General features: G+C 68.2%; 16 protein-coding genes. 11 read left to right on the top strand and 5 right to left on the bottom strand.

Features of this window, described 5'->3' with window-relative positions; genetic code table 11:
- Nucleotides 1-65: 65 nt before the first annotated feature.
- A complete protein-coding gene (locus ACSX1D_RS20840; protein WP_439860263.1) occupies nucleotides 66-1,016 on the bottom strand; it encodes a homoserine kinase in 951 nt (316 codons plus the stop codon).
- 12 nt (nucleotides 1,017-1,028) lie between these two features.
- The gene (locus ACSX1D_RS20835) at nucleotides 1,029-1,313 is read right to left on the bottom strand and encodes a DUF2782 domain-containing protein (RefSeq protein WP_439860262.1); all 285 of its coding nucleotides are present in this window, start codon (nucleotides 1,311-1,313) and stop codon (nucleotides 1,029-1,031) included.
- 74 nt (nucleotides 1,314-1,387) lie between these two features.
- Between ACSX1D_RS20835 and polA the strand changes: the two genes are divergently transcribed.
- Entirely contained in the window at nucleotides 1,388-4,171 is a 2,784-nt protein-coding gene (gene polA / locus ACSX1D_RS20830) for a DNA polymerase I (protein ID WP_439860261.1), read from the top strand.
- 319 nt (nucleotides 4,172-4,490) lie between these two features.
- Here polA and yihA read toward each other — a convergent pair whose 3' ends face one another.
- Nucleotides 4,491-5,129 (bottom strand): ribosome biogenesis GTP-binding protein YihA/YsxC, encoded by a 639-nt coding sequence (yihA, locus tag ACSX1D_RS20825; protein ID WP_439860260.1) that lies wholly within the window; start codon nucleotides 5,127-5,129, stop codon nucleotides 4,491-4,493.
- Between the two features lie 247 nt (nucleotides 5,130-5,376).
- Here yihA and ACSX1D_RS20820 point away from each other — a divergent pair, with 247 nt between their 5' ends.
- From ACSX1D_RS20820 to ACSX1D_RS20800, 5 genes are all read left to right on the top strand, one after another.
- Nucleotides 5,377-5,667 (top strand): c-type cytochrome, encoded by a 291-nt coding sequence (locus tag ACSX1D_RS20820; RefSeq protein WP_439860259.1) that lies wholly within the window; start codon nucleotides 5,377-5,379, stop codon nucleotides 5,665-5,667.
- A gap of 46 nt (nucleotides 5,668-5,713) precedes the next feature.
- Nucleotides 5,714-6,322: a c-type cytochrome gene (locus ACSX1D_RS20815; RefSeq protein ID WP_439860258.1), complete on the top strand. Its 609-nt coding sequence runs from the start codon at nucleotides 5,714-5,716 to the stop codon at nucleotides 6,320-6,322.
- A 155-nt stretch (nucleotides 6,323-6,477) separates the two neighbouring features.
- On the top strand, nucleotides 6,478-7,107 hold the full coding sequence (locus ACSX1D_RS20810) for a thiol:disulfide interchange protein DsbA/DsbL (protein WP_439860257.1): 630 nt from the start codon (nucleotides 6,478-6,480) through the stop codon (nucleotides 7,105-7,107).
- Nucleotides 7,108-7,130: 23 nt separating this feature from the next.
- The gene (locus ACSX1D_RS20805) at nucleotides 7,131-8,012 is read left to right on the top strand and encodes an endonuclease/exonuclease/phosphatase family protein (protein WP_439860256.1); all 882 of its coding nucleotides are present in this window, start codon (nucleotides 7,131-7,133) and stop codon (nucleotides 8,010-8,012) included.
- The gene (locus tag ACSX1D_RS20800; protein ID WP_439860255.1) at nucleotides 8,009-9,811 is read left to right on the top strand and encodes a diguanylate cyclase; all 1,803 of its coding nucleotides are present in this window, start codon (nucleotides 8,009-8,011) and stop codon (nucleotides 9,809-9,811) included. Before ACSX1D_RS20805 ends, ACSX1D_RS20800 begins: the two co-directional genes overlap by 4 nt.
- An 18-nt stretch (nucleotides 9,812-9,829) precedes the next feature.
- Here ACSX1D_RS20800 and ACSX1D_RS20795 read toward each other — a convergent pair whose 3' ends face one another.
- On the bottom strand, nucleotides 9,830-11,248 hold the full coding sequence (locus ACSX1D_RS20795) for a DASH family cryptochrome (protein WP_439860254.1): 1,419 nt from the start codon (nucleotides 11,246-11,248) through the stop codon (nucleotides 9,830-9,832).
- Nucleotides 11,249-11,440: 192 nt separating this feature from the next.
- On the opposite strand from ACSX1D_RS20795, the gene ACSX1D_RS20790 reads away from it, so the two are divergent.
- From ACSX1D_RS20790 to ACSX1D_RS20780, 3 genes are all read left to right on the top strand, one after another.
- Nucleotides 11,441-12,034, top strand: coding sequence for a MarC family protein (locus ACSX1D_RS20790; RefSeq protein WP_208707507.1), 594 nt, complete (start codon nucleotides 11,441-11,443; stop codon nucleotides 12,032-12,034).
- Nucleotides 12,031-12,807, top strand: coding sequence for an N-acetylmuramoyl-L-alanine amidase (locus ACSX1D_RS20785; RefSeq protein ID WP_439860253.1), 777 nt, complete (start codon nucleotides 12,031-12,033; stop codon nucleotides 12,805-12,807). The genes ACSX1D_RS20790 and ACSX1D_RS20785 overlap by 4 nt, the downstream gene beginning before the upstream one ends.
- 146 nt (nucleotides 12,808-12,953) lie before the next feature.
- A complete protein-coding gene (locus ACSX1D_RS20780) occupies nucleotides 12,954-14,183 on the top strand; it encodes a nucleoside recognition domain-containing protein (protein ID WP_439860252.1) in 1,230 nt (409 codons plus the stop codon).
- On the opposite strand, the gene ACSX1D_RS20775 is transcribed toward ACSX1D_RS20780, so the two are convergent.
- A complete protein-coding gene (locus ACSX1D_RS20775) occupies nucleotides 14,165-15,277 on the bottom strand; it encodes a DUF5924 family protein (protein ID WP_439862377.1) in 1,113 nt (370 codons plus the stop codon). The two genes, ACSX1D_RS20780 and ACSX1D_RS20775, sit on opposite strands and share 19 nt — an antisense overlap.
- A 156-nt stretch (nucleotides 15,278-15,433) precedes the next feature.
- On the opposite strand from ACSX1D_RS20775, the gene ACSX1D_RS20770 reads away from it, so the two are divergent.
- Both ACSX1D_RS20770 and ACSX1D_RS20765 read left to right on the top strand, forming a co-directional pair.
- Nucleotides 15,434-16,396 (top strand): NAD-dependent epimerase/dehydratase family protein, encoded by a 963-nt coding sequence (locus ACSX1D_RS20770; protein ID WP_439860251.1) that lies wholly within the window; start codon nucleotides 15,434-15,436, stop codon nucleotides 16,394-16,396.
- Between the two features lie 178 nt (nucleotides 16,397-16,574).
- Nucleotides 16,575-17,546: a TAXI family TRAP transporter solute-binding subunit gene (locus ACSX1D_RS20765; protein WP_439860250.1), complete on the top strand. Its 972-nt coding sequence runs from the start codon at nucleotides 16,575-16,577 to the stop codon at nucleotides 17,544-17,546.
- Nucleotides 17,547-17,555: the final 9 nt, after the last annotated feature.

Here is a 17,555-nt window from a genome sequence, read left to right as displayed (position 1 = left end):
GTGCGCCGTGCGAGCCGGTCACACCGTAACCGGCAAGCGGTGCGCAGGGCGCACCCTACGGGCCGCTACAGGGCGAACGGCAGGGGCAGGTCGACCCGCTGGCGCTGGGCAAGGCGGCGGAGGAACTCGTTGGGGTCGTGGATCAGCACTTCCTGGCCGGCGAAGGACTCGGCGGCGATCAGCCGCGAGAGCCAGAAGCGCACGCAGGCCACACGCAGCATGGCCGGCCACAGCTCGGCCTCGGCAGCGCCGAACGGCCTGAGTGCGGCATAGGCGCCGAGCAGGGCCTGGGCGCGGGGCTGATCGAGGCTGCCGTCGGGCTCCGAGCACCAGTCGTTGAGGGTGATCGCCAGGTCGTAGAGCATCGGCCCCGAACAGGCGTTGTAGAAGTCGATCACCCCGGTGAGGTGATTGCCGTCGAACAGCACGTTGTCGCGGAACAGGTCGGCGTGCAGGTTGGCCCGCGGCAGGGCGAGAATCTTCGCCTTGAGCGCGGCGATCTCGGCCAGGGCGTCGCGCAGCAGCGGCAGGTCGGCCTCCGGCAGCTTCAGGGCCAGGCTCGGGCCTTCGGCGAGCATCCAGTCCAGGCCGCGGTCGCTCTTGCGCTCGAGAATGTGCCCGCGGGTGGCCAGGTGCAGGTGGGCCAGCAGGCTGCCGACCTCCGCGCAGTGGTGCGCGTTGGGGTGGGTGATGTGCTTGCCGGGCAGGCGCGGCTGCAGCAGCGCCGGCTTCTCCGCCAGCTCGCGCAGCGCCTCGCCGGCCTCGGTACGCAGGGCGTAGGGCACCGGCAGGTCGGCCTCGTGGAGCACGTCGAGCAGTTCGATGAAGAACGGCAGGTCGCCGCTCGGGCCGCGCTCTATCAGGGTCAGGACGAATTCGCCCTGCTCCAGGCTGACGAAGAAGTTGCTGTTCTCGCTACCGGCGGCGATGCCCTGGAAGTCGCGCAGGCGACCGAGCCCGTAGGGCGCGAGAAAGGTTTCCAGTTCATGGCGTTCGAGGGGGGTGAAAACCGACATATCAGGATCGCTTTACCATTTGAAGATTTCCCACGCCGGAATCAGCATGTCCGGATGGTCGGAGCGCACGAAGTTGCCATCGCTGCCATCGGCACGCACCAGGAAGTAGGGTTTGCCGCCTTTCGGCGTGACCTTGATTGCATAGAGGAAGCCATTGACCCGGTATTCCTCGATGGTCTTGTCGCCTTCCTGGCGAATGGTTACGTCCGGATCGCCGGACACCGGGTCCTCGGCGTGAGCCGCGACGGAGGCGAGTGCCAGCAGGCTGGCCAGCAACAGGCGATTGGCTGTGCGCATGATAACCTTGTCCCTTTGTCGTCAATGGTGCAGTCATTCTAGCGCTGCCCCCGCCGAAAAGGTTGATCCTGCTCATGTCAAACGCTCCCCTGGTGCTGGTCGATGGGTCCTCGTACCTGTACCGCGCCTTCCACGCCCTGCCGCCGCTGACCACCTCCAAGGGCCTGCCCACCGGCGCGGTCAAGGGCGTGCTGAACATGCTCAAGAGCCTGCGCAAGCAATACCCGGACAGCCCCTTCGCGGTGGTCTTCGACGCCAAGGGCGGGACCTTCCGCGACGAACTCTATGCCGAGTACAAGGCCAACCGGCCGTCGATGCCCGATGACCTGCGGGTGCAGGTAGAGCCGCTGCACGCCAGCGTGCGCGCCCTGGGTCTGCCACTGCTGTGCGTCGAGGGGGTGGAGGCCGATGACGTGATCGGCACCCTGGCCCGGCAGAGCGCCGCCCAGGGCCGCGACGTGGTGATCTCCACCGGTGACAAGGACATGGCGCAGCTGGTCTGCCCGCACGTTACGCTGGTCAATACCATGACCGGAAGCGTCTACGACGTGGATGGCGTGAAAGAGAAATTTGGCGTCGGTCCCGAACTGATCATTGACTACCTGGCGCTGATGGGCGACAAGGTCGACAACATTCCCGGCGTCCCCGGGGTCGGCGAGAAGACCGCCCTGGGCCTGCTGGTCGGCCTCGGCGGCGGCCTCGACGTGCTCTACGCCAACCTCGACAAGGTCGCGGAACTGCCGATCCGCGGCGCCAAGACGCTGCCGGCCAAGCTCGCCGAGCACCGCGAGATGGCCTACCTGTCCTACGAGCTGGCGACCATCAAGCTGGACGTGCCGCTGAACATCGAGATCGACGCCCTGCATCCGGGCGAACCGGACCGGGCGGCGCTGGCCGAGTTGTACGCCGAGCTGGAGTTCAAGAGCTGGCTGGACGAGCTGCTGCGCCAGGACAAGCGCCTGGCCGAGCAGGCCGCGGCGCCGGCCGGCGACCTGTTCGCCGCGCCAACCGACGCGGCGGCAGATGAGGCCGCCGCCGTCGAGTCGGACTACCAGATCGTCCTCGAACAGGCGCAGTTCGAGGCCTGGCTGGGCAAGCTCGCGGGCGCCGAGCTGATCGCCTTCGACAGCGAAACCACCAGCCTCGACCCCCAGCAGGCGCAGCTGGTCGGCCTGTCCTTCGCGGTCAGCGCCCACGAGGCGGCCTATATCCCCCTGGCCCACTCCTACATGGGCGTGCCCAAGCAGCTGGATCGCGACGCGGTGCTGCAGGCGCTCAAGCCGATCCTCGAGGACCCGGCCAGGGCCAAGGTGGGCCAGCACGCCAAGTACGACATCAACGTCCTGGCCAACGCCTCCACGCCGGTCCAAGTGCAGGGCGTGGCCTTCGACACCATGCTCGAATCCTATGTGCTGGACGCCACCGCGACCCGCCACGACATGGACAGCCTGGCCCTCAAGTACCTCGGCCACAGCACCGTGCGCTTCGAGGACATCGCCGGCAAGGGCGCCAAGCAGCTGACCTTCGACCAGATCGCCCTGGAGCAGGCGGGGCCTTATGCGGCGGAAGACGCCGACATCACCCTGCGCCTGCACCAGTGCCTGTGGGCCAGGCTCGAGGCCGAGCCGTCCCTGGCCAAGGTGCTGCGCGAGATCGAGATGCCGCTGGTGCCGGTGCTGGCGCGCATCGAGCGCCAGGGCGCGCTGGTCGACGCCAAGCTGCTCGGTCAGCAGAGCCAGGAGCTCGGCGACAAGCTGGTGGAGCTGGAGCGCCAGGCCTTCGCCATCGCCGGCGAGGAGTTCAACCTGGCCTCGCCCAAGCAGCTCGGGGTGATCCTCTACGACAAGCTCGGCCTGCCGATTCTCAGCAAGACCGCCAAGGGCCAGCCGTCCACCGCCGAGGCGGTGCTCGCCGAGCTGGCCGAGCAGGACTTCGAGCTGCCCAAGGTGCTGATGCAGTACCGCTCCTTGAGTAAGCTCAAGAGCACCTACACCGACCGCCTGCCGGAGCAGATCAACCCGCGTACCGGGCGCATCCACACCAGCTACCACCAGGCGGTGGCGGCTACCGGGCGGCTGTCCTCCAGCGACCCGAACCTGCAGAACATCCCGATCCGCACCGCCGAGGGCCGGCGCATCCGCCAGGCCTTCGTCGCGCCCGAGGGCTACAAGCTGCTGGCCGCCGACTATTCGCAGATCGAGCTGCGCATCATGGCCCACCTGGCCAAGGACGCCGGCCTGCTGGATGCCTTCCGCCATGACCTCGACGTGCACCGCGCCACCGCCGCAGAGGTGTTCGGCGTGGCCCTGGACGAGGTGACCACCGACCAGCGGCGCAGCGCCAAGGCGATCAACTTCGGCCTGATCTACGGCATGAGCGCCTTCGGCCTGGCCAAGCAGATAGGCGTCGACCGCAAGCAGTCCCAGGCCTATATCGATCGCTACTTCGCCCGCTATCCGGGGGTGCTGGCCTACATGGAGCGCACCCGCGAGCAGGCGGCCCAGCAGGGCTTCGTCGAGACCCTGTTCGGCCGCCGCCTGTACCTGCCGGAGATCAACGCGAAGAACCCGGCCCTGCGCAAGGGCGCCGAGCGCACGGCGATCAACGCGCCGATGCAGGGCACCGCCGCGGACATCATGAAGCGCGCCATGGTCGCCGTGGACGCCTGGCTGAGCGAGTCCGCGCTGGACGCCAAGGTCATCCTGCAGGTGCACGACGAACTGGTGCTGGAGGTGCGCGAGGACCTGGTCGAGCAGGTCGGCGAGCGGATCAAGGCGCTGATGGGCTGCGCTGCGGAGCTGGACGTGCCGCTGCTGGTGGAGGTCGGGGTGGGCGACAACTGGGACGAGGCGCACTGAGCCCCGGGCTGGTCGAGCCGGCGCCCGGGGCACAGGGCCACGGGCGCGGGCTCTTTAGAATCAGAATCTCTTAGCTATTGAGGTTTTTATTGCCAATAGATTTTAAAAAGCGCCTGAACTTTGCGTTTGCGCGGGCAGTCAGAGTCTAGGAATGGCCGACAGGCCCTTCGATGCTCCTGATGTTGTGTTAAGTGTTGGCAGACATCTGAACCCCGCCCTAGCGGTTCAGAGCCTTAAACCCCGAACTTCTCCCTCCCCATACGAAGCTCGGGGTTTTTTTTGTCCGCAAAAAAGTCTCCGCGTCCCTCCGGCGGCCTGCTCAGTCCTCGGCCGCGGCCGTCCGGCCCAGCTCCAGCCAGTTGGCCAGCACCGCCTGGGCCTCTTCCACGCCCTGGCGCTTGGGCGCCGAGAACAGCTGGATGCTGACCCGCTCGCCCCAGCCCTTGCGAATCTCCTGCTGGACCTTGAGCAGGGCGTTCTTGGCCGCGCCGAAGGCCAGCTTGTCGGCCTTGGTCAGGAGGATGTGCATGGGCATCTGGCTGGCGCCCGACCAGTCCAGCATCATTTGGTCGAACTCGGTCAGGGGGTGACGGATATCCATCATCAGCATCAGGCCGCGCAGGCTCTCGCGGCTGCCCAGGTAGGCCTCCAGGTGTTTCTGCCAGTGCTGCTTCAGCGGGATCGGCACCTTGGCGTAGCCGTAGCCGGGCAGGTCGACCAGGCGACGCTCGTCGTCGAGGCGGAAGAAGTTCAGCAGCTGGGTACGCCCCGGGGTCTTCGAGGTGCGCGCCAGGCTGGCATGGGTCAGGGTGTTGAGGGCGCTGGATTTGCCGGCGTTGGAGCGGCCGGCGAAGGCCACTTCATAGCCGAGGTCGTCCGGGCACTGGTCGACCTTGGCGGCGCTGATGAGAAAGCTGGCCTGTTGGCACAGACCGATAATGGGGTTCTTGGCTTGCATCGGGGCATCCGTTGAGGGCGGGCGTGGGAGGTGGGGCAGCGCGTGGCCCTTGCGACATTTGCGCGCAGCCTGCCGGGCGCAGCGGCGCGCGGCAAGTGGCGTCGTTTCCGTTTCAGTGGCGCCAGTATATAATGCCGGCGATTTTGTGTGCGCTTTGTCCCAGCTGCTGGATAGGTGTTCACGGGAACGCGATAGATCATCTGCCCGTAGAAAGCAGGCCGTTCCCCTCCCCGATGAGGCCGATCTCATGAAAAAAATAGTGCTAGCCGCCGTTGTGTCGATGCTGTCGCTCCAGGTCCAGGCCGCTCAGGACCCGGAGGCCGTGTACGCGCGCGCCTGTGCGGCCTGTCATAACGGTCAACTGCCGATGGCGCCGAAACGGGGTGACAAGGCTGCCTGGGAGCCGCGTCTGGCCAAGGGCATGGACGTACTGGTACAGAACGTCACCAATGGTCTGAATGCGATGCCGCCCCGCGGTTTGTGCATGGACTGCAGCGCCGAGGACTACCAGGCGGTCATCGAATTGATGGCCGAGTAGGTCCGACGCAAAACTCTTTCTCTCTTAGCCGTAGTTGGATTAGCTGATGAACAAAGTACTCGTGAGTCTGCTGTTGACCCTGGGCATCACCGGCCTGGCCCAAGCCGCTGGCGGTGACGCCACCGCCGGTCAGGGCAAGGTCGCCGTGTGTGGCGCCTGCCATGGCGCCGATGGCAACAGCGCTGCACCGAACTTCCCGAAACTGGCCGGTCAGGGCGAGCGCTACCTGCTCAAGCAACTGAACGACATCAAGTCCGGCAATCGTGGCGTGGTGGAAATGACCGGCCTGCTGGACAACCTCAGCGAGCAGGACCTGGCCGACATCGCGGCCTACTACACCAGCCAGAAGATGAGCGTCGGCGCGGCGGACCCGAAGCTGGTGGCTCGGGGCGAAGCCCTGTTCCGTGGTGGCAAGCTGGACCAGGGCATGCCGGCCTGCACCGGCTGCCATTCGCCGGACGGCGCCGGCCTCGACGCGGCCGGTTTCCCCCAGCTGGGAGGCCAGCACGCGGCTTACGTGGCCAAGCAGCTGACCGACTTCCGCGAAGGCAACCGCACCAACGACGGCGACAGCCAGATCATGCGCGGCATCGCGGCCAAGCTCAGCAACAAGGACATCGAAGCGCTGTCCAGCTACGTGCAAGGCCTGCACTGATGCGGAAACAGCCTGCAATGCTGTGACAGGGAAAGGGTGGCTTCGGCCACCCTTTTTCGTTTGTCGCCCCGCTACAATGCTGGGAACCCGGAACCGCCCCGGCGGGTCGAACGCTGGTCGCCACAGGGCGCCGCTCAATCGTCAAGGAGTCACACATGCGTAACCTGATTCTCAGTGCCGCCCTCACCACCGCCAGCCTGTTTGGCATGGCTGCTCAGGCCGAGCCGATCCAGGCCGGCAAGCAGTACGTCGAGCTGACCAGCCCGGTGCCGGTGTCCAAGCCGGGGCAGATCGAAGTGGTCGAGCTGTTCTGGTACGGCTGCCCGCACTGTTATCAGTTCGAGTCGACCATCAATCCGTGGGTCGAGCAGCTGCCCGAGGACGTCAACTTCGTGCGCGTGCCGGCGCTGTTCGGCGGTGTGTGGAACGTCCACGGCCAGGCCTTCATCACCCTGGAAAGCATGAAGGTCGAGCAGAAGGTGCATGACGCGGTGTTCGAGGCCATCCACAAGCAGGGCAAGAAGCTGGCCACCCCCGAGGAATTGGCCGAGTTCCTCGCCACCCAGGGCGTCGACAAGGACAAGTTCCTCAGCACCTACAACTCCTTCGCCGTGAAGGGCCAGATGGAGAAGGCCAAGAAGCTGGCCATGGCCTACCAGATCAGCGGCGTGCCGGTGATGATCGTCAACGGCAAGTACCGCTTCGACATCGGCAGCTCCGGCGGCCCGCAGCAGGCCCTGCAGGTGGCTGACCACCTGATCGCCCAGGAGCGTGCCGCGCAGTAAGCGGCACGCCGCGAGCGCCGAGCATGTTGCGCAGGTGGTCCAACGCACGCCAGGCAGGCTTGTGTGATCCGCGGGTCAACCCGGGCTGCACACCTGCCGCCGACTGGCCCAGTGGCGGCCGTCTGCGCCTGCTCAGCTTCAATATCCAGGTCGGCATCAGCACCGAGCGTTATCGCCACTACCTGACCCGCGGCTGGCAGCACCTGTTGCCGCACCCCGGGCGCGCCGGCAACCTGCAGCGCATCGGTGCCCTGCTCGCCGACTACGACCTGGTGGCGCTGCAGGAAGCCGACGGCGGCAGCCTGCGTTCCGGCTTCGTCAACCAGGTCGAGCACCTGGCCCACCTCGGCGCCTTCCCCTACTGGTACCAGCAGCTCAATCGCAACCTCGGCCGCCTGGCCCAGCACAGCAACGGCGTGCTCAGCCGCCTGCGCCCCAGCCTGCTGGAGGACCACCCGTTGCCGGGGCCGCCCGGGCGCGGGGCGATGCTCCTGCGCCTCGGCGAGGGGCCCGATGCCGTGGTGGTGGTGATGATGCACCTGGCCCTCGGCGCGCGCACCCGCACGCGCCAGCTGGCCTATATCCGCGAGCTGATCGGCGACTACCGTCACCAGGTGCTGATGGGCGACATGAACACCCATGCCCGCGACCTGCTGCAGCACTCGCCGCTGCGCGACCTCGGCCTGCTGGCGCCGCAGCTCGAGGCAACCTTTCCCAGCTGGCGGCCGCAGCGCTGCCTCGATCACATCCTGCTGAGTCCGCAGCTGCAGCTGGAGCGTTTCGAAGTGCTGTCGCTGCCGATCTCCGATCACCTGCCGGTGGCCGTGGAGATTCGCCTGCCGAACGGTGCCGAGTCGCGCCGCACGCCGGTGCTGAGTGGTACCCGCGCGGGGGACCTGAGATGAGCGACGACGCGCAGCGCTGGAAGGACAAGTACCTGGCCAGCCTGGAGCAGCAGGAAAAACTCGAGCGGCGCTGGGACGCCCGCCTCGACCTGATGCGCCGCGGCCTGGTGCGCAGCAGCCTGGCCGCCGAGGGCGCCGACAAGGCGGTCGATCAATGCATGCAGGATCTGCGCGAGATCCTCCGCCGCGACGACATCGATGTCGGCCTCGCGGCCCTGGTGCCACGGCTGGAACGGGCGGTGCTCGACTCGGAAAAACAGCGCCAGCAGCGCATCGCCCAGGTCGCCGGCGCGCTGGCGGCGCTGGTCGAGCCGCTGCTCGACCTGGACCTGCCGCGCGAGGTGCACAAGCCGCTGAAGCGCTTTGCCAAGGGGCTCGACGCGCGCGTCGGGCAGATGCGCGAGCTGCCGGTGCTGCTCGCCGAGCTGGCGCAGTTGCAGCAGCGGGCGCTGGCCGAGCGCAGCCAGGATCAGCCCGCGCGACCTGGCCTGCTGCAACGCTGGTTCGGTGGGCGTGACGGCAATGAGCCATTGGCGCCCGGCGCCGCGCCCATGGCCGAACGGACGCCTGGCCTGCCGCCGCTGGACAGCCTGCCCGCGCCGGCGGACCTGCTGCCGGGCGCGCAGGCTGTGGAGCCAGAGCCAGAGCCAGAGCCAGAAACGGAGCAGCCAGCCGATGCCGGGCTTATGGATCCTGCGCCAGTCGAGCCGGTGGCGGATGTCGAATATGCCCTGCCGGCGCCGCCCGAACCCGGCTACAGCGCCATTGCCGAGCGTGTCGAGGCGAGCCTGCTCGGCCTGCTGGATGAGCTGCCCCTGCCGGACCGTCACCAGGCCCAGGCCGACCTGCTGCGCGAGCGTATCCGCGCCGGCCTGAACCTCTACGAGCTGGTGCCGGTGCTGGACGACCTGGCGGTGCTGATGCTGGCCATCGCCGATGTCGGCCAGCGCGACTTCGAGGTCTATCTCAAGCAGCTCAACGAGCGCCTGGCGACCTTCCAGGGCTCCCTGCAGGACGCCCACGAGGACTACGCCGAGTCCCTCAGCGTGGTGCGCGGGCTGGACAGCGAACTGCGCCAGCAGGTCGACGGCCTGCACAGCAGCGTGCGCCAGGCGACCGACCTGGGCAGCCTGAAGGAGCTGGTGGAGAGTCGCCTCAATGGCCTGCTCGACACCATGCAGCAGTACCAGCGCCAGCGCGATGAGCGCGACCAGCAGGTGGGCGGGCGGTTGCAGACGCTGGTCGAGCGGGTGGCGCACATGGAGGAGGAAGCCAAGGGCTTTCGCCAGCACCTGGAAGAGCAGCGGCAGAAGGCCCTGCTCGACCCGCTCACCGGACTGCCCAACCGCGCCGCCTGGGGCGAGCGACTGGACCTGGAGCTGGCCCGCTGGCAGCGCTATGGCGGCGACCTGCTGCTGGCGATAGTAGACATCGACCACTTCAAGGGAATCAACGATGCCTACGGTCACCTGGCCGGGGACAAGGTGCTGAAGATCATCGCCCAGGAGCTGCGCAGGCGCCTGCGCAAGATCGACTTCATCGCCCGCTTCGGCGGCGAGGAGTTCGTCCTGCTGCTGCCCTCGACCCCGCTCGACGGCGGCCTGCAGCTGCTGGAGACGCTGCGCGAGGGAATCCAGGGCTGCCCGTTCCACTTCCGCGGCGAGCGGGTGAGCATCACCCTGTCGGCCGGCATCAGCGCATTCGCCGAGGGCGAGCGCAGCGACCAGGTCCTCGAGCGCGCCGACCAGGCGCTGTACCGCGCCAAGCGCGGCGGGCGCAACCGCATCGAGCGCGGCTGAGGCGCGCCGCCTGCGGCGTCAGGCGGCCTTCGGCAGGTAGGGCCGCCAGGTCTCCGGGATCTGTTCCAGACGTGGATAGTTCAGTGCCTGCAGTTGCCGCTGCGGCAGCAGGAACGGCGTGTGTCGCAGGTGCGGGGGCAGGTGGCGCAGCTCCGGCAACCACAGGCTGACGTAGGCGGCGTCGCGGTCGTAGGCGCGGGCCTGGCGCAGGGCGTTGAACATCCGGCTGCGCTGCGGGTCGCAGGCGACCCCGGCGAGGTAGGCCCAGTTGCCCCAGTTGCTGGCCGGGTCGTAGTCGAGCAGGTGCTCCTCGAACCAGGCGGCGCCATGCCGCCAATCCTGTTGCAGGTCGTTGATCAAATAGCTGGCGACCACCTGGCGGCCGCGGTTGGACATGAAGCCGGTGGCCGCCAGTTCGCGCATGTTGGCGTCCACCAGCGGCAGGCCGGTGCGCCCCTGGCACCAGCGCTGGAAGCGCTGATCGAGCCGCCGCGGCGCACGCTCGGTGGCCTTCACCCCGCCGGCGCGGAGCAGCGCGGCGCCGTGGCGCACCAGGGTCCAGCGGAAGAACTCGCGCCACAACAGCTCCAGCCACAGCGCATAGGTCGAGTCGTTGCGCCCGGCCTGGGCCTCATGGCGGCGCAGCTCGACGACGATGCGCCGCGGCGACAGGCTGCCGTTGGCCAGCCACGGCGAGAACTTCGACGAGTACTCGCTGCCGAGCAGCTGGTTGCGGGTCTGCTGGTAGTGACGCACGCCGCGACTTTCCCACAGGTAGTCGCGCAGCCGCGCCTGGCCGGCCGCTTCGCCGCCGGAAAAGGGAAAGGCGCTGGCCGGCACGCTGAGCGGCTCGCCGAGGCCCAGCCGGGACAGGCCGGGCAACGGCTGCATCAGCGCCTCGGCACCTTCGGGCAGCGGCGGCATTCGGCTCGGCGCCGCTTGTGGCTGGAACACCTGCAGGCGCTGCTCGATCAGTTCGCGGAACTGGCTGTACACCGCCGGCAGTTGATCGACCGCGCAGGGCAGTTCGGCGCTGCGCAGCAGGCCGTTACCCTCCAGTCGTTGCAGCGGCACTTCGCCCAGGCCACGCTGCACCCGCTCGAGCTGGGCGCGCTCGTCCGGGGCGATCTCCTCCAGGGTCAGCACCTGGTCCAGGCCCAGGCGGCTGACCAGCCGCGGGATCAGCTGTTCGGCGCGGCCCGGCAGCACCAGCAGCTGGGAGCCGCGCTGGCGCAAGGCGCCATTGAGCGCGGCGAGACTCTCCAGGAGGAAGCGCGTGCGGTGCACGCCGAGGCGGCGCATGCCGTATTCGCCCGGCTGCAGCAGCGCCGGGTCGAAGACGAACAGCGGCAGCAGGCGTTCGGCGCTCAGGGCGGCCTGCAGGGCCGGGTGGTCGTCGAGTCGCAGATCCTGTTTGAACCAGAGCAGGGCGTGCATAGCGGGGTCCTCGCAAGCCTGACAAAGCCCAAAGGGAAACTACTGCAGGGGCGTCCCTACTCTGTCCCACTGCTGCCGCCCTGTCAGCCACGGGCTGACGGGCGTGGCCGATCCGCCGGCTGAAGGACGCTTTACCGACAGACGGACGCCGCGCTTGTCACTAAACTGTGTCGATGCGTTAAGGAGTGCAGCATGGAAATTTTCGGCATCGCCGCGTTGATCTTTCTGGTCACCGACCCCTTCGGCAATATCGCCATCTATATCGCCGCCCTGAAGAACGTCGCGCCCAAGCGCCGCCTGTGGGTGGCCGGCCGCGAGCTGCTGTTCGCCCTGGCCCTGCTGCTGCTGTTCCTCACCTTCGGCGACAAGGTGCTCAGCGGCCTGGGCCTGTCGCGCGAGGCGACGGCGATCGCCGGCGGCATCATCCTCTTCGTCATCGCCATGCGCCTGATCTTTCCCAGCCCCCAGGGCCTGCTCGGCGACGTGCCGGACGGCGAGCCGATGCTGGTACCGCTGGCCACGCCGGCGGTGGCCGGGCCCTCGGCCCTGGCGGTGCTGATGACCCTGCGCAACACCCACGAGGGGCCGCTGTGGGAGCTGTACCTGGCGGTCGTCCTGGCGTGGGCGGCCACCGCCTTCATCCTCCTGCAGGCCTCGTTCCTGCAGCGTTTTCTCGGCGCCCGCGGGCTGACCGCGGTGGAACGGCTGATGGGCATGCTGCTGATCATGCTCAGCGTCGACATGCTGCTGGACAACCTGCAAAGCGTGTTGCACATCCGCCCATGAGAGTGCTGTGTCTTGCATTCTGTCTGGCCCTGCTCGGCGGCTGCGTCCACGGCCCGCGCATCGATACTCAGTACAGCGCCGTCGGGCAGAGCAGCCGGGTGCAGTACGTCATCCTGCACTACACCTCCACCGACATGGCGCGCTCGTTGCGCCTGCTGACCGAGGGCGAGGTGAGCAGCCACTACCTGATCGGCGATGGGCCGGCGACCATCTACCGGCTGGTCGACGAGGACCGGCGCGCCTGGCACGCCGGGCAGAGCCAATGGCAGGGTCGGACCTGGCTCAATGGCACCTCGATCGGCATCGAGCTGGTCAACCAGGGCTATAGCGAGGGCCCCGACGGGCGCACCTGGCAGGCCTATCCGCCGGAGCAGATCGATGCGCTGATCGTGCTGCTCGAGGACATCGTGCGGCGCCACCAGCTGGCGCCTGGCAGCATCATCGGCCACAGCGACGTGGCGCCGCAGCGCAAGGTCGATCCGGGCCCGCTGTTCCCGTGGAAGCGCCTGGCCGAGGCCGGCCTGCTGCCCTGGCCGGACGCCCAGGCGCTGGCGCGGCAGCAGGCGCTGTTTGCCAACAGCCTGCCGAGCGTGGCCTGGTTCCAGGCCCAGCTGGCGCGCCAGGGCTACGAGGTACCCGCTCACGGCGAGCTGGATAAGGCCACCCGCAACGTGCTGGCGGCCTTCCAGATGAAATACCGGCCGCAGCGCTACGACGGCGAGCCGGATGCCGAGACGGCGGCCCTGCTGCTGCTGCTCAACGAGCAGGCCTGAGCCGTGGCGCCCGGGTGGCGTCCGGCTCCGGCCGGATCGCCTTGATGCCCTGCCATTTGGGTGCGGCAGTTCCTTTCTCAAGCAGCCCTGGCGCCTCCCGCCGCCAGGCGCGCTATCATCCGCCGCATCGTTTGGGGGGATGAATCATGCTCAATGGCCTGTGGCTGAGTTTTTTCCTGGTGGCGGCGGTGGCCGGCCTGTCGCGTTGGCTGTTCGGTGACGACCCGGCGGTGTTCGCCGCCATGGTCGAGAGCCTGTTCGCCATGGCCAAGCTGTCGGTGGAGGTGATGGTGGTGCTGTTCGGCACCCTGACCCTCTGGCTCGGCTTCCTGCGCATCGCCGAGAAGGCCGGCCTGGTCGACCTGCTCGGGCGCGCCCTCGGCCCGCTGTTCGCGCGGCTGATGCCCGAGGTGCCGCGGGGCCATCCGGCGCTGGGCTTCATCACCCTCAATTTCGCCGCCAACGGCCTGGGCCTGGACAACGCCGCCACGCCGATCGGCCTCAAGGCCATGCGCGCGTTGCAGGAGCTGAATCCGAGCCAGACCGTGGCGAGCAATGCGCAGATTCTCTTCCTGGTGCTCAACACCTCGTCGTTGACCCTGCTGCCGGTGAGCATCTTCATGTACCGGGTGCAGCAGGGCGCCGACGACCCGACCCTGGTGTTCCTGCCGATCCTCCTGGCCACCAGCGCCTCGACCCTGGCCGGTTTGCTGGCCGTGGCCCTGGTGCAGCGCCTGCGCCTGTGGGACCCGGTGGTGCTGGCCTACCTGGTTCCCGGGGCGCTGTTGCTCGGCGGCTTCATGGCCCTGCTCGGCGGGATGAGCGCCACGGCGCTGGCGGCGCTGTCCTCGCTGCTCGGCAACCTGACCCTGTTCGGCCTGATCCTGCTGTTCCTGCTGGTGGGGGCGCTGCGCCGGGTGCCGGTGTACGAGAACTTCATCGAGGGCGCCAAGGAAGGCTTCGACGTGGCCAAGAGCCTGCTGCCCTATCTGGTGGCGATGCTCTGCGCGATCGGCGTGCTGCGGGCCTCCGGCGCCCTGGACATGGGCCTCGACGGGGTGCGCGCGCTGGTCCAGGCGCTCGGCTGGGACACCCGCTTCATCGACGCCCTGCCCACCGCGCTGATGAAGCCCTTCTCGGGCAGCGGGGCGCGGGCCATGCTCATCGAGACCATGCAGAACTTCGGCGTGGACAGCTTCCCGGCCCTGGTGGCCGCCACGGTGCAGGGCAGCACCGAGACCACCTTCTACGTGCTGGCGGTGTACTTCGGCGCGGTGGGCATCCAGCGCGCGCGTCACGCCGTGGGCTGCGCGCTGCTGGCCGACCTCAGCGGCATCGTCGCCGCCGTCGCGGTGTGCTACTGGTTCTTCGGCTGAACCGGCAGCGCCAGCTCATCGACCTCCAGGGCCGCGTCCGTCGGCGTGACGGGCGTGGCTGACGGCGCCGCGGCCGTTGGCGCCAGGACCTGGAAGCGCAGCACGCCGATCATCTGCCCGGCCTCGGTGACGACCTGGACCTGCCAGCGACCGAGGGCGTCGCCGGGGAAGTTCTGCTTGCGGGTCCAGGCGCGATAGCCCTGCTTGCGCCCGCCGTGGATGGTCAGGGCGATGCGCTCGATTTCCTTACCCTCGTGCAGCCAGACATGGTAGATGCGCTCGTCCAGGCCGCGCGGCGCGCTGATCGCGGCGTAGGCGTAGAGGCCCTGGCGGCGCAGCTGCTCGAGGTCGAGCTGCTTGACCCGCTTGCCCGGCGTGCGCCGGTAGCCGTCGAACTCGCTGGACAGCGCCACCTCGGTCAGCCACAGGGTCGCCGGCGGCACCCAGAAGCGCGCCAGCCAGCCGCTGGCGCCGAGCGCCAGGGTCAGGCCGAGCAGCAGCAGGCCGCGCCACCAGCGGGTCACGTTGATGCTGCCGTACAGGCTGGGGAACGACAGCAGCACCGCCACCGCCAGGGCCAGCTGGTAGCTCTGCGCCGTGGTCAGCTTGAGGATGATCGGCAGTGCGGTGAGCAGCACGACGAACAGCGTCAGGGTGTGGAACGCCAGGAACAGCCAGCGCCGCGGCGCCAGCCAGCGGTAGTACAGCGGATCGATGATCGACACCAGCGCGGCGCCGGCGAGCAGGCCGCTGAACAGCGCCTGGCCACTGTTCCAGGTGGTGGTGATGAAGAAGAACGGCAGGACGAAGAACAGGCTTTCCTGGTGGATCAGCTGGGTCGCGTAGCGCAGCAGCGGCGGCGGCAGCTCGAGGCCGAACCAGCGGGCGATGCTCGCGCGCAGCAGGTTCTCCAGGGTCAGCCACAACCAGCTGACCAGCATCACCAGGGCCAGCACGCTGGCCAGCTGCGCCTGGCGCTCGACCAGCAGGAAGCTGGCCAGGCCGGAGGCGAAGCCGAAGATCGCCACCAGCCAGGGGTGGCGCTGGATCAGGGCGATGAGTCGCGGCAGCTTGGCGAGGCCGCGGTGGAGCATGGACGGTGGCAAGGGCAGGCTCACGGAGAAGGGCGACGGACGGGCCAAGGATACTGCATCCGCCGCCTCCGGGCCGCGACGGCCTGACCTATGCTGTGAGCACGCGGAGCCGATCCGGCGGGTGCGGCAGATCATTTTCGGGCGAGGGTAGGTTGCATGCGTGTACTGATCACCGGCGCCGCGGGCTATATCGGCCAGCAGGTGCTCAGCGATCTGGCCATCCAGCATCCGCAGTGGATGCTGATCGCCGCCGACATCCGCCCGGTCACCCTGCAGGGCCTGCAGCTCAATGTCGAACCGGTGCGGCTGGATATCGGCCGTCCCGCCCAGGTGCGGGCCTGCGTCGCCGACTACCGGCCGCAGGCCATCCTGCACCTGGCCACGGTCGTCAATCCACCCGCGGCCATGAGCGAGGCGCAACTGCACGCCATCGAGGTGGGCGGCACCCAGGCGCTGCTGGAGGCGGCCCTGGCCTATGGTGTCGAGCACCTGACCGTCACCAGCTCCGGTGCCGCCTATGGCTTCTGTCCGCAGAGCGCCGAATGGCTCGACGAGGACCAGCCGCTGCGCGGCGATGGCGCGTTCGCCCATGCCCGCCACAAGCGTGAAATCGAGCTGTTGCTGGCCACCGCCCGGGCGCGTCATCCGCGCCTCAGGCAGTTGGTCCTGCGTCCCAGCAGCATCCTCGGCAAACGCATCGACAGCCGGGTCGGCGAGCTGATCAGCACGCGCACGGTGCTGGGGGTGAAGGGGCACGACAGTCGATTCGGCTTCATCTGGGATCAGGATGTGGTGAACGTCATTCGCCAGGGCCTGGAGCAAGGGTGCGAGGGCATCTACAACCTGGCCGGCGATGGCGCCCTGTCGCTGCGCGAGATCGCCGCCCTGCTGGGCAAGCCCTGCCGGGCATTGCCGGCCGCGGTGTTGCGCATGGCCTGGCGCCTGTCCAGGCCTCTGGGACTGAGCCGCCATGGCGTCGAGCAACTGGATTTCCTGCGCTATCGACCGCTGCTGGCCAATCGGCGACTGAAGGAGGCCTTCGGCTATACGCCGCGTTACACCAGTCGACAGGCGTTCGTGGCGTTTCTCCAGGCCCGGGGCATCGCGGCGCAGGGCTGATTGTCCGGGGGGACGGCCCCGCCTCGCGGCGGACGGCGAGCACTACCGGGCATGGCCTGGTGCCGTGCTAGACGCTCCGCGGCCGTGCAAATTCTGTCCGAGCGGTTAGACTTGTTGGGTTCCGGGTGCCGCCCAGAAGGCGCGTCCGGCCCAGAAATCAAGAAAAAGGAGAATTCCCATGAAAGGCAAATCCCTCGCATGGGTCCTGTCGGCTGCTCTTGCGGGTATCACCCTCGGCGGCGCGGCGCAGGCCGAGGAGAAGTTCGTCACCATCGGCACCGGCGGTCAGACCGGCGTGTACTACGTGGCTGGCCAGTCGATCTGCCGCTTCGTCAACCGCGGTACGACTGAACACGGGATCAAGTGCAACGCGCCGGCCAGCGGCGGCGGCGTGGCCAACGTCAATGGCCTGCGCAGCGGCGAATTCAATCTCGGGGTCATGCAGTCGGACCACCAGTACAAGGCGCTCAAGGGGCTGGCCCCGTTCGAGGCCGAGGGCGCGATGGACGACATTCGTGCGCTGTTCTCCCTGCAGAGCGAGGTGTTCACCATCCTCGCCCGCCGCGACGCCAACATCGCCGGCCTCGACGACCTCAAGGGCAAGCGCGTCAACGTCGGCAACCCGGGCTCCGGGCAGCGCGACACCCTGGAAGAGATCATGCGCGTGAAGGGCTGGGACAAGTCGGTATTCGCCCTGTCCGCAGAGCTCAAGCCGGCCGAGCAGGCCTCCGCCCTGGGCGATAACAACATCGATGCCATGACCTACTTCGTCGGTCATCCCAACGGCGCGATCCAGGAAGCCACCACCACCACCGATGCCGTGCTGGTACCGGTGACCGGCGCGGACATCGACAAGCTGCTGGCCGAGAAGAGCTACTACACCAAGGCCGAGATCCCCGGCGGGCTGTACAAGGGCAATGACGCCGCGACCCCGTCGATCGGCGGCAAGGCGGTCCTCTCGACCACCGCCAAGGCCGACCCGGAAGTGGTCTACCAGCTGGTCAAGGCGGTGTTCGACAACCTCGACCGCTTCAAGCGCCTGCACCCTGCCTTCGCCGATCTCAAGGCCGAGGACATGATCACGGTCGGCCTCACCGCGCCGCTGCACGAAGGCGCCGTGCGCTACTACAAGGAACGCGGCTGGCTGTAACGGCAGCGC

Source organism: Pseudomonas sp. MBLB4136 (genome assembly GCF_051904765.1).
Taxonomy (GTDB): Bacteria; Pseudomonadota; Gammaproteobacteria; order Pseudomonadales; family Pseudomonadaceae; genus Aquipseudomonas.
This window is presented reverse-complemented; position numbering and strand designations above follow the sequence as displayed.

Coding starts and splice junctions, on each gene's coding strand:
- ACSX1D_RS20840 (WP_439860263.1), bottom strand. CDS start 1,016: ATGTCGGTTTTCACCCCCCTCGAACGCCATGAACTGGAAACCTTTCTC.
- ACSX1D_RS20835 (WP_439860262.1), bottom strand. CDS start 1,313: ATGCGCACAGCCAATCGCCTGTTGCTGGCCAGCCTGCTGGCACTCGCC.
- polA (WP_439860261.1), top strand. CDS start 1,388: ATGTCAAACGCTCCCCTGGTGCTGGTCGATGGGTCCTCGTACCTGTAC.
- yihA (WP_439860260.1), bottom strand. CDS start 5,129: ATGCAAGCCAAGAACCCCATTATCGGTCTGTGCCAACAGGCCAGCTTT.
- ACSX1D_RS20820 (WP_439860259.1), top strand. CDS start 5,377: ATGAAAAAAATAGTGCTAGCCGCCGTTGTGTCGATGCTGTCGCTCCAG.
- ACSX1D_RS20815 (WP_439860258.1), top strand. CDS start 5,714: ATGAACAAAGTACTCGTGAGTCTGCTGTTGACCCTGGGCATCACCGGC.
- ACSX1D_RS20810 (WP_439860257.1), top strand. CDS start 6,478: ATGCGTAACCTGATTCTCAGTGCCGCCCTCACCACCGCCAGCCTGTTT.
- ACSX1D_RS20805 (WP_439860256.1), top strand. CDS start 7,131: ATGTTGCGCAGGTGGTCCAACGCACGCCAGGCAGGCTTGTGTGATCCG.
- ACSX1D_RS20800 (WP_439860255.1), top strand. CDS start 8,009: ATGAGCGACGACGCGCAGCGCTGGAAGGACAAGTACCTGGCCAGCCTG.
- ACSX1D_RS20795 (WP_439860254.1), bottom strand. CDS start 11,248: ATGCACGCCCTGCTCTGGTTCAAACAGGATCTGCGACTCGACGACCAC.
- ACSX1D_RS20790 (WP_208707507.1), top strand. CDS start 11,441: ATGGAAATTTTCGGCATCGCCGCGTTGATCTTTCTGGTCACCGACCCC.
- ACSX1D_RS20785 (WP_439860253.1), top strand. CDS start 12,031: ATGAGAGTGCTGTGTCTTGCATTCTGTCTGGCCCTGCTCGGCGGCTGC.
- ACSX1D_RS20780 (WP_439860252.1), top strand. CDS start 12,954: ATGCTCAATGGCCTGTGGCTGAGTTTTTTCCTGGTGGCGGCGGTGGCC.
- ACSX1D_RS20775 (WP_439862377.1), bottom strand. CDS start 15,277: ATGCTCCACCGCGGCCTCGCCAAGCTGCCGCGACTCATCGCCCTGATC.
- ACSX1D_RS20770 (WP_439860251.1), top strand. CDS start 15,434: ATGCGTGTACTGATCACCGGCGCCGCGGGCTATATCGGCCAGCAGGTG.
- ACSX1D_RS20765 (WP_439860250.1), top strand. CDS start 16,575: ATGAAAGGCAAATCCCTCGCATGGGTCCTGTCGGCTGCTCTTGCGGGT.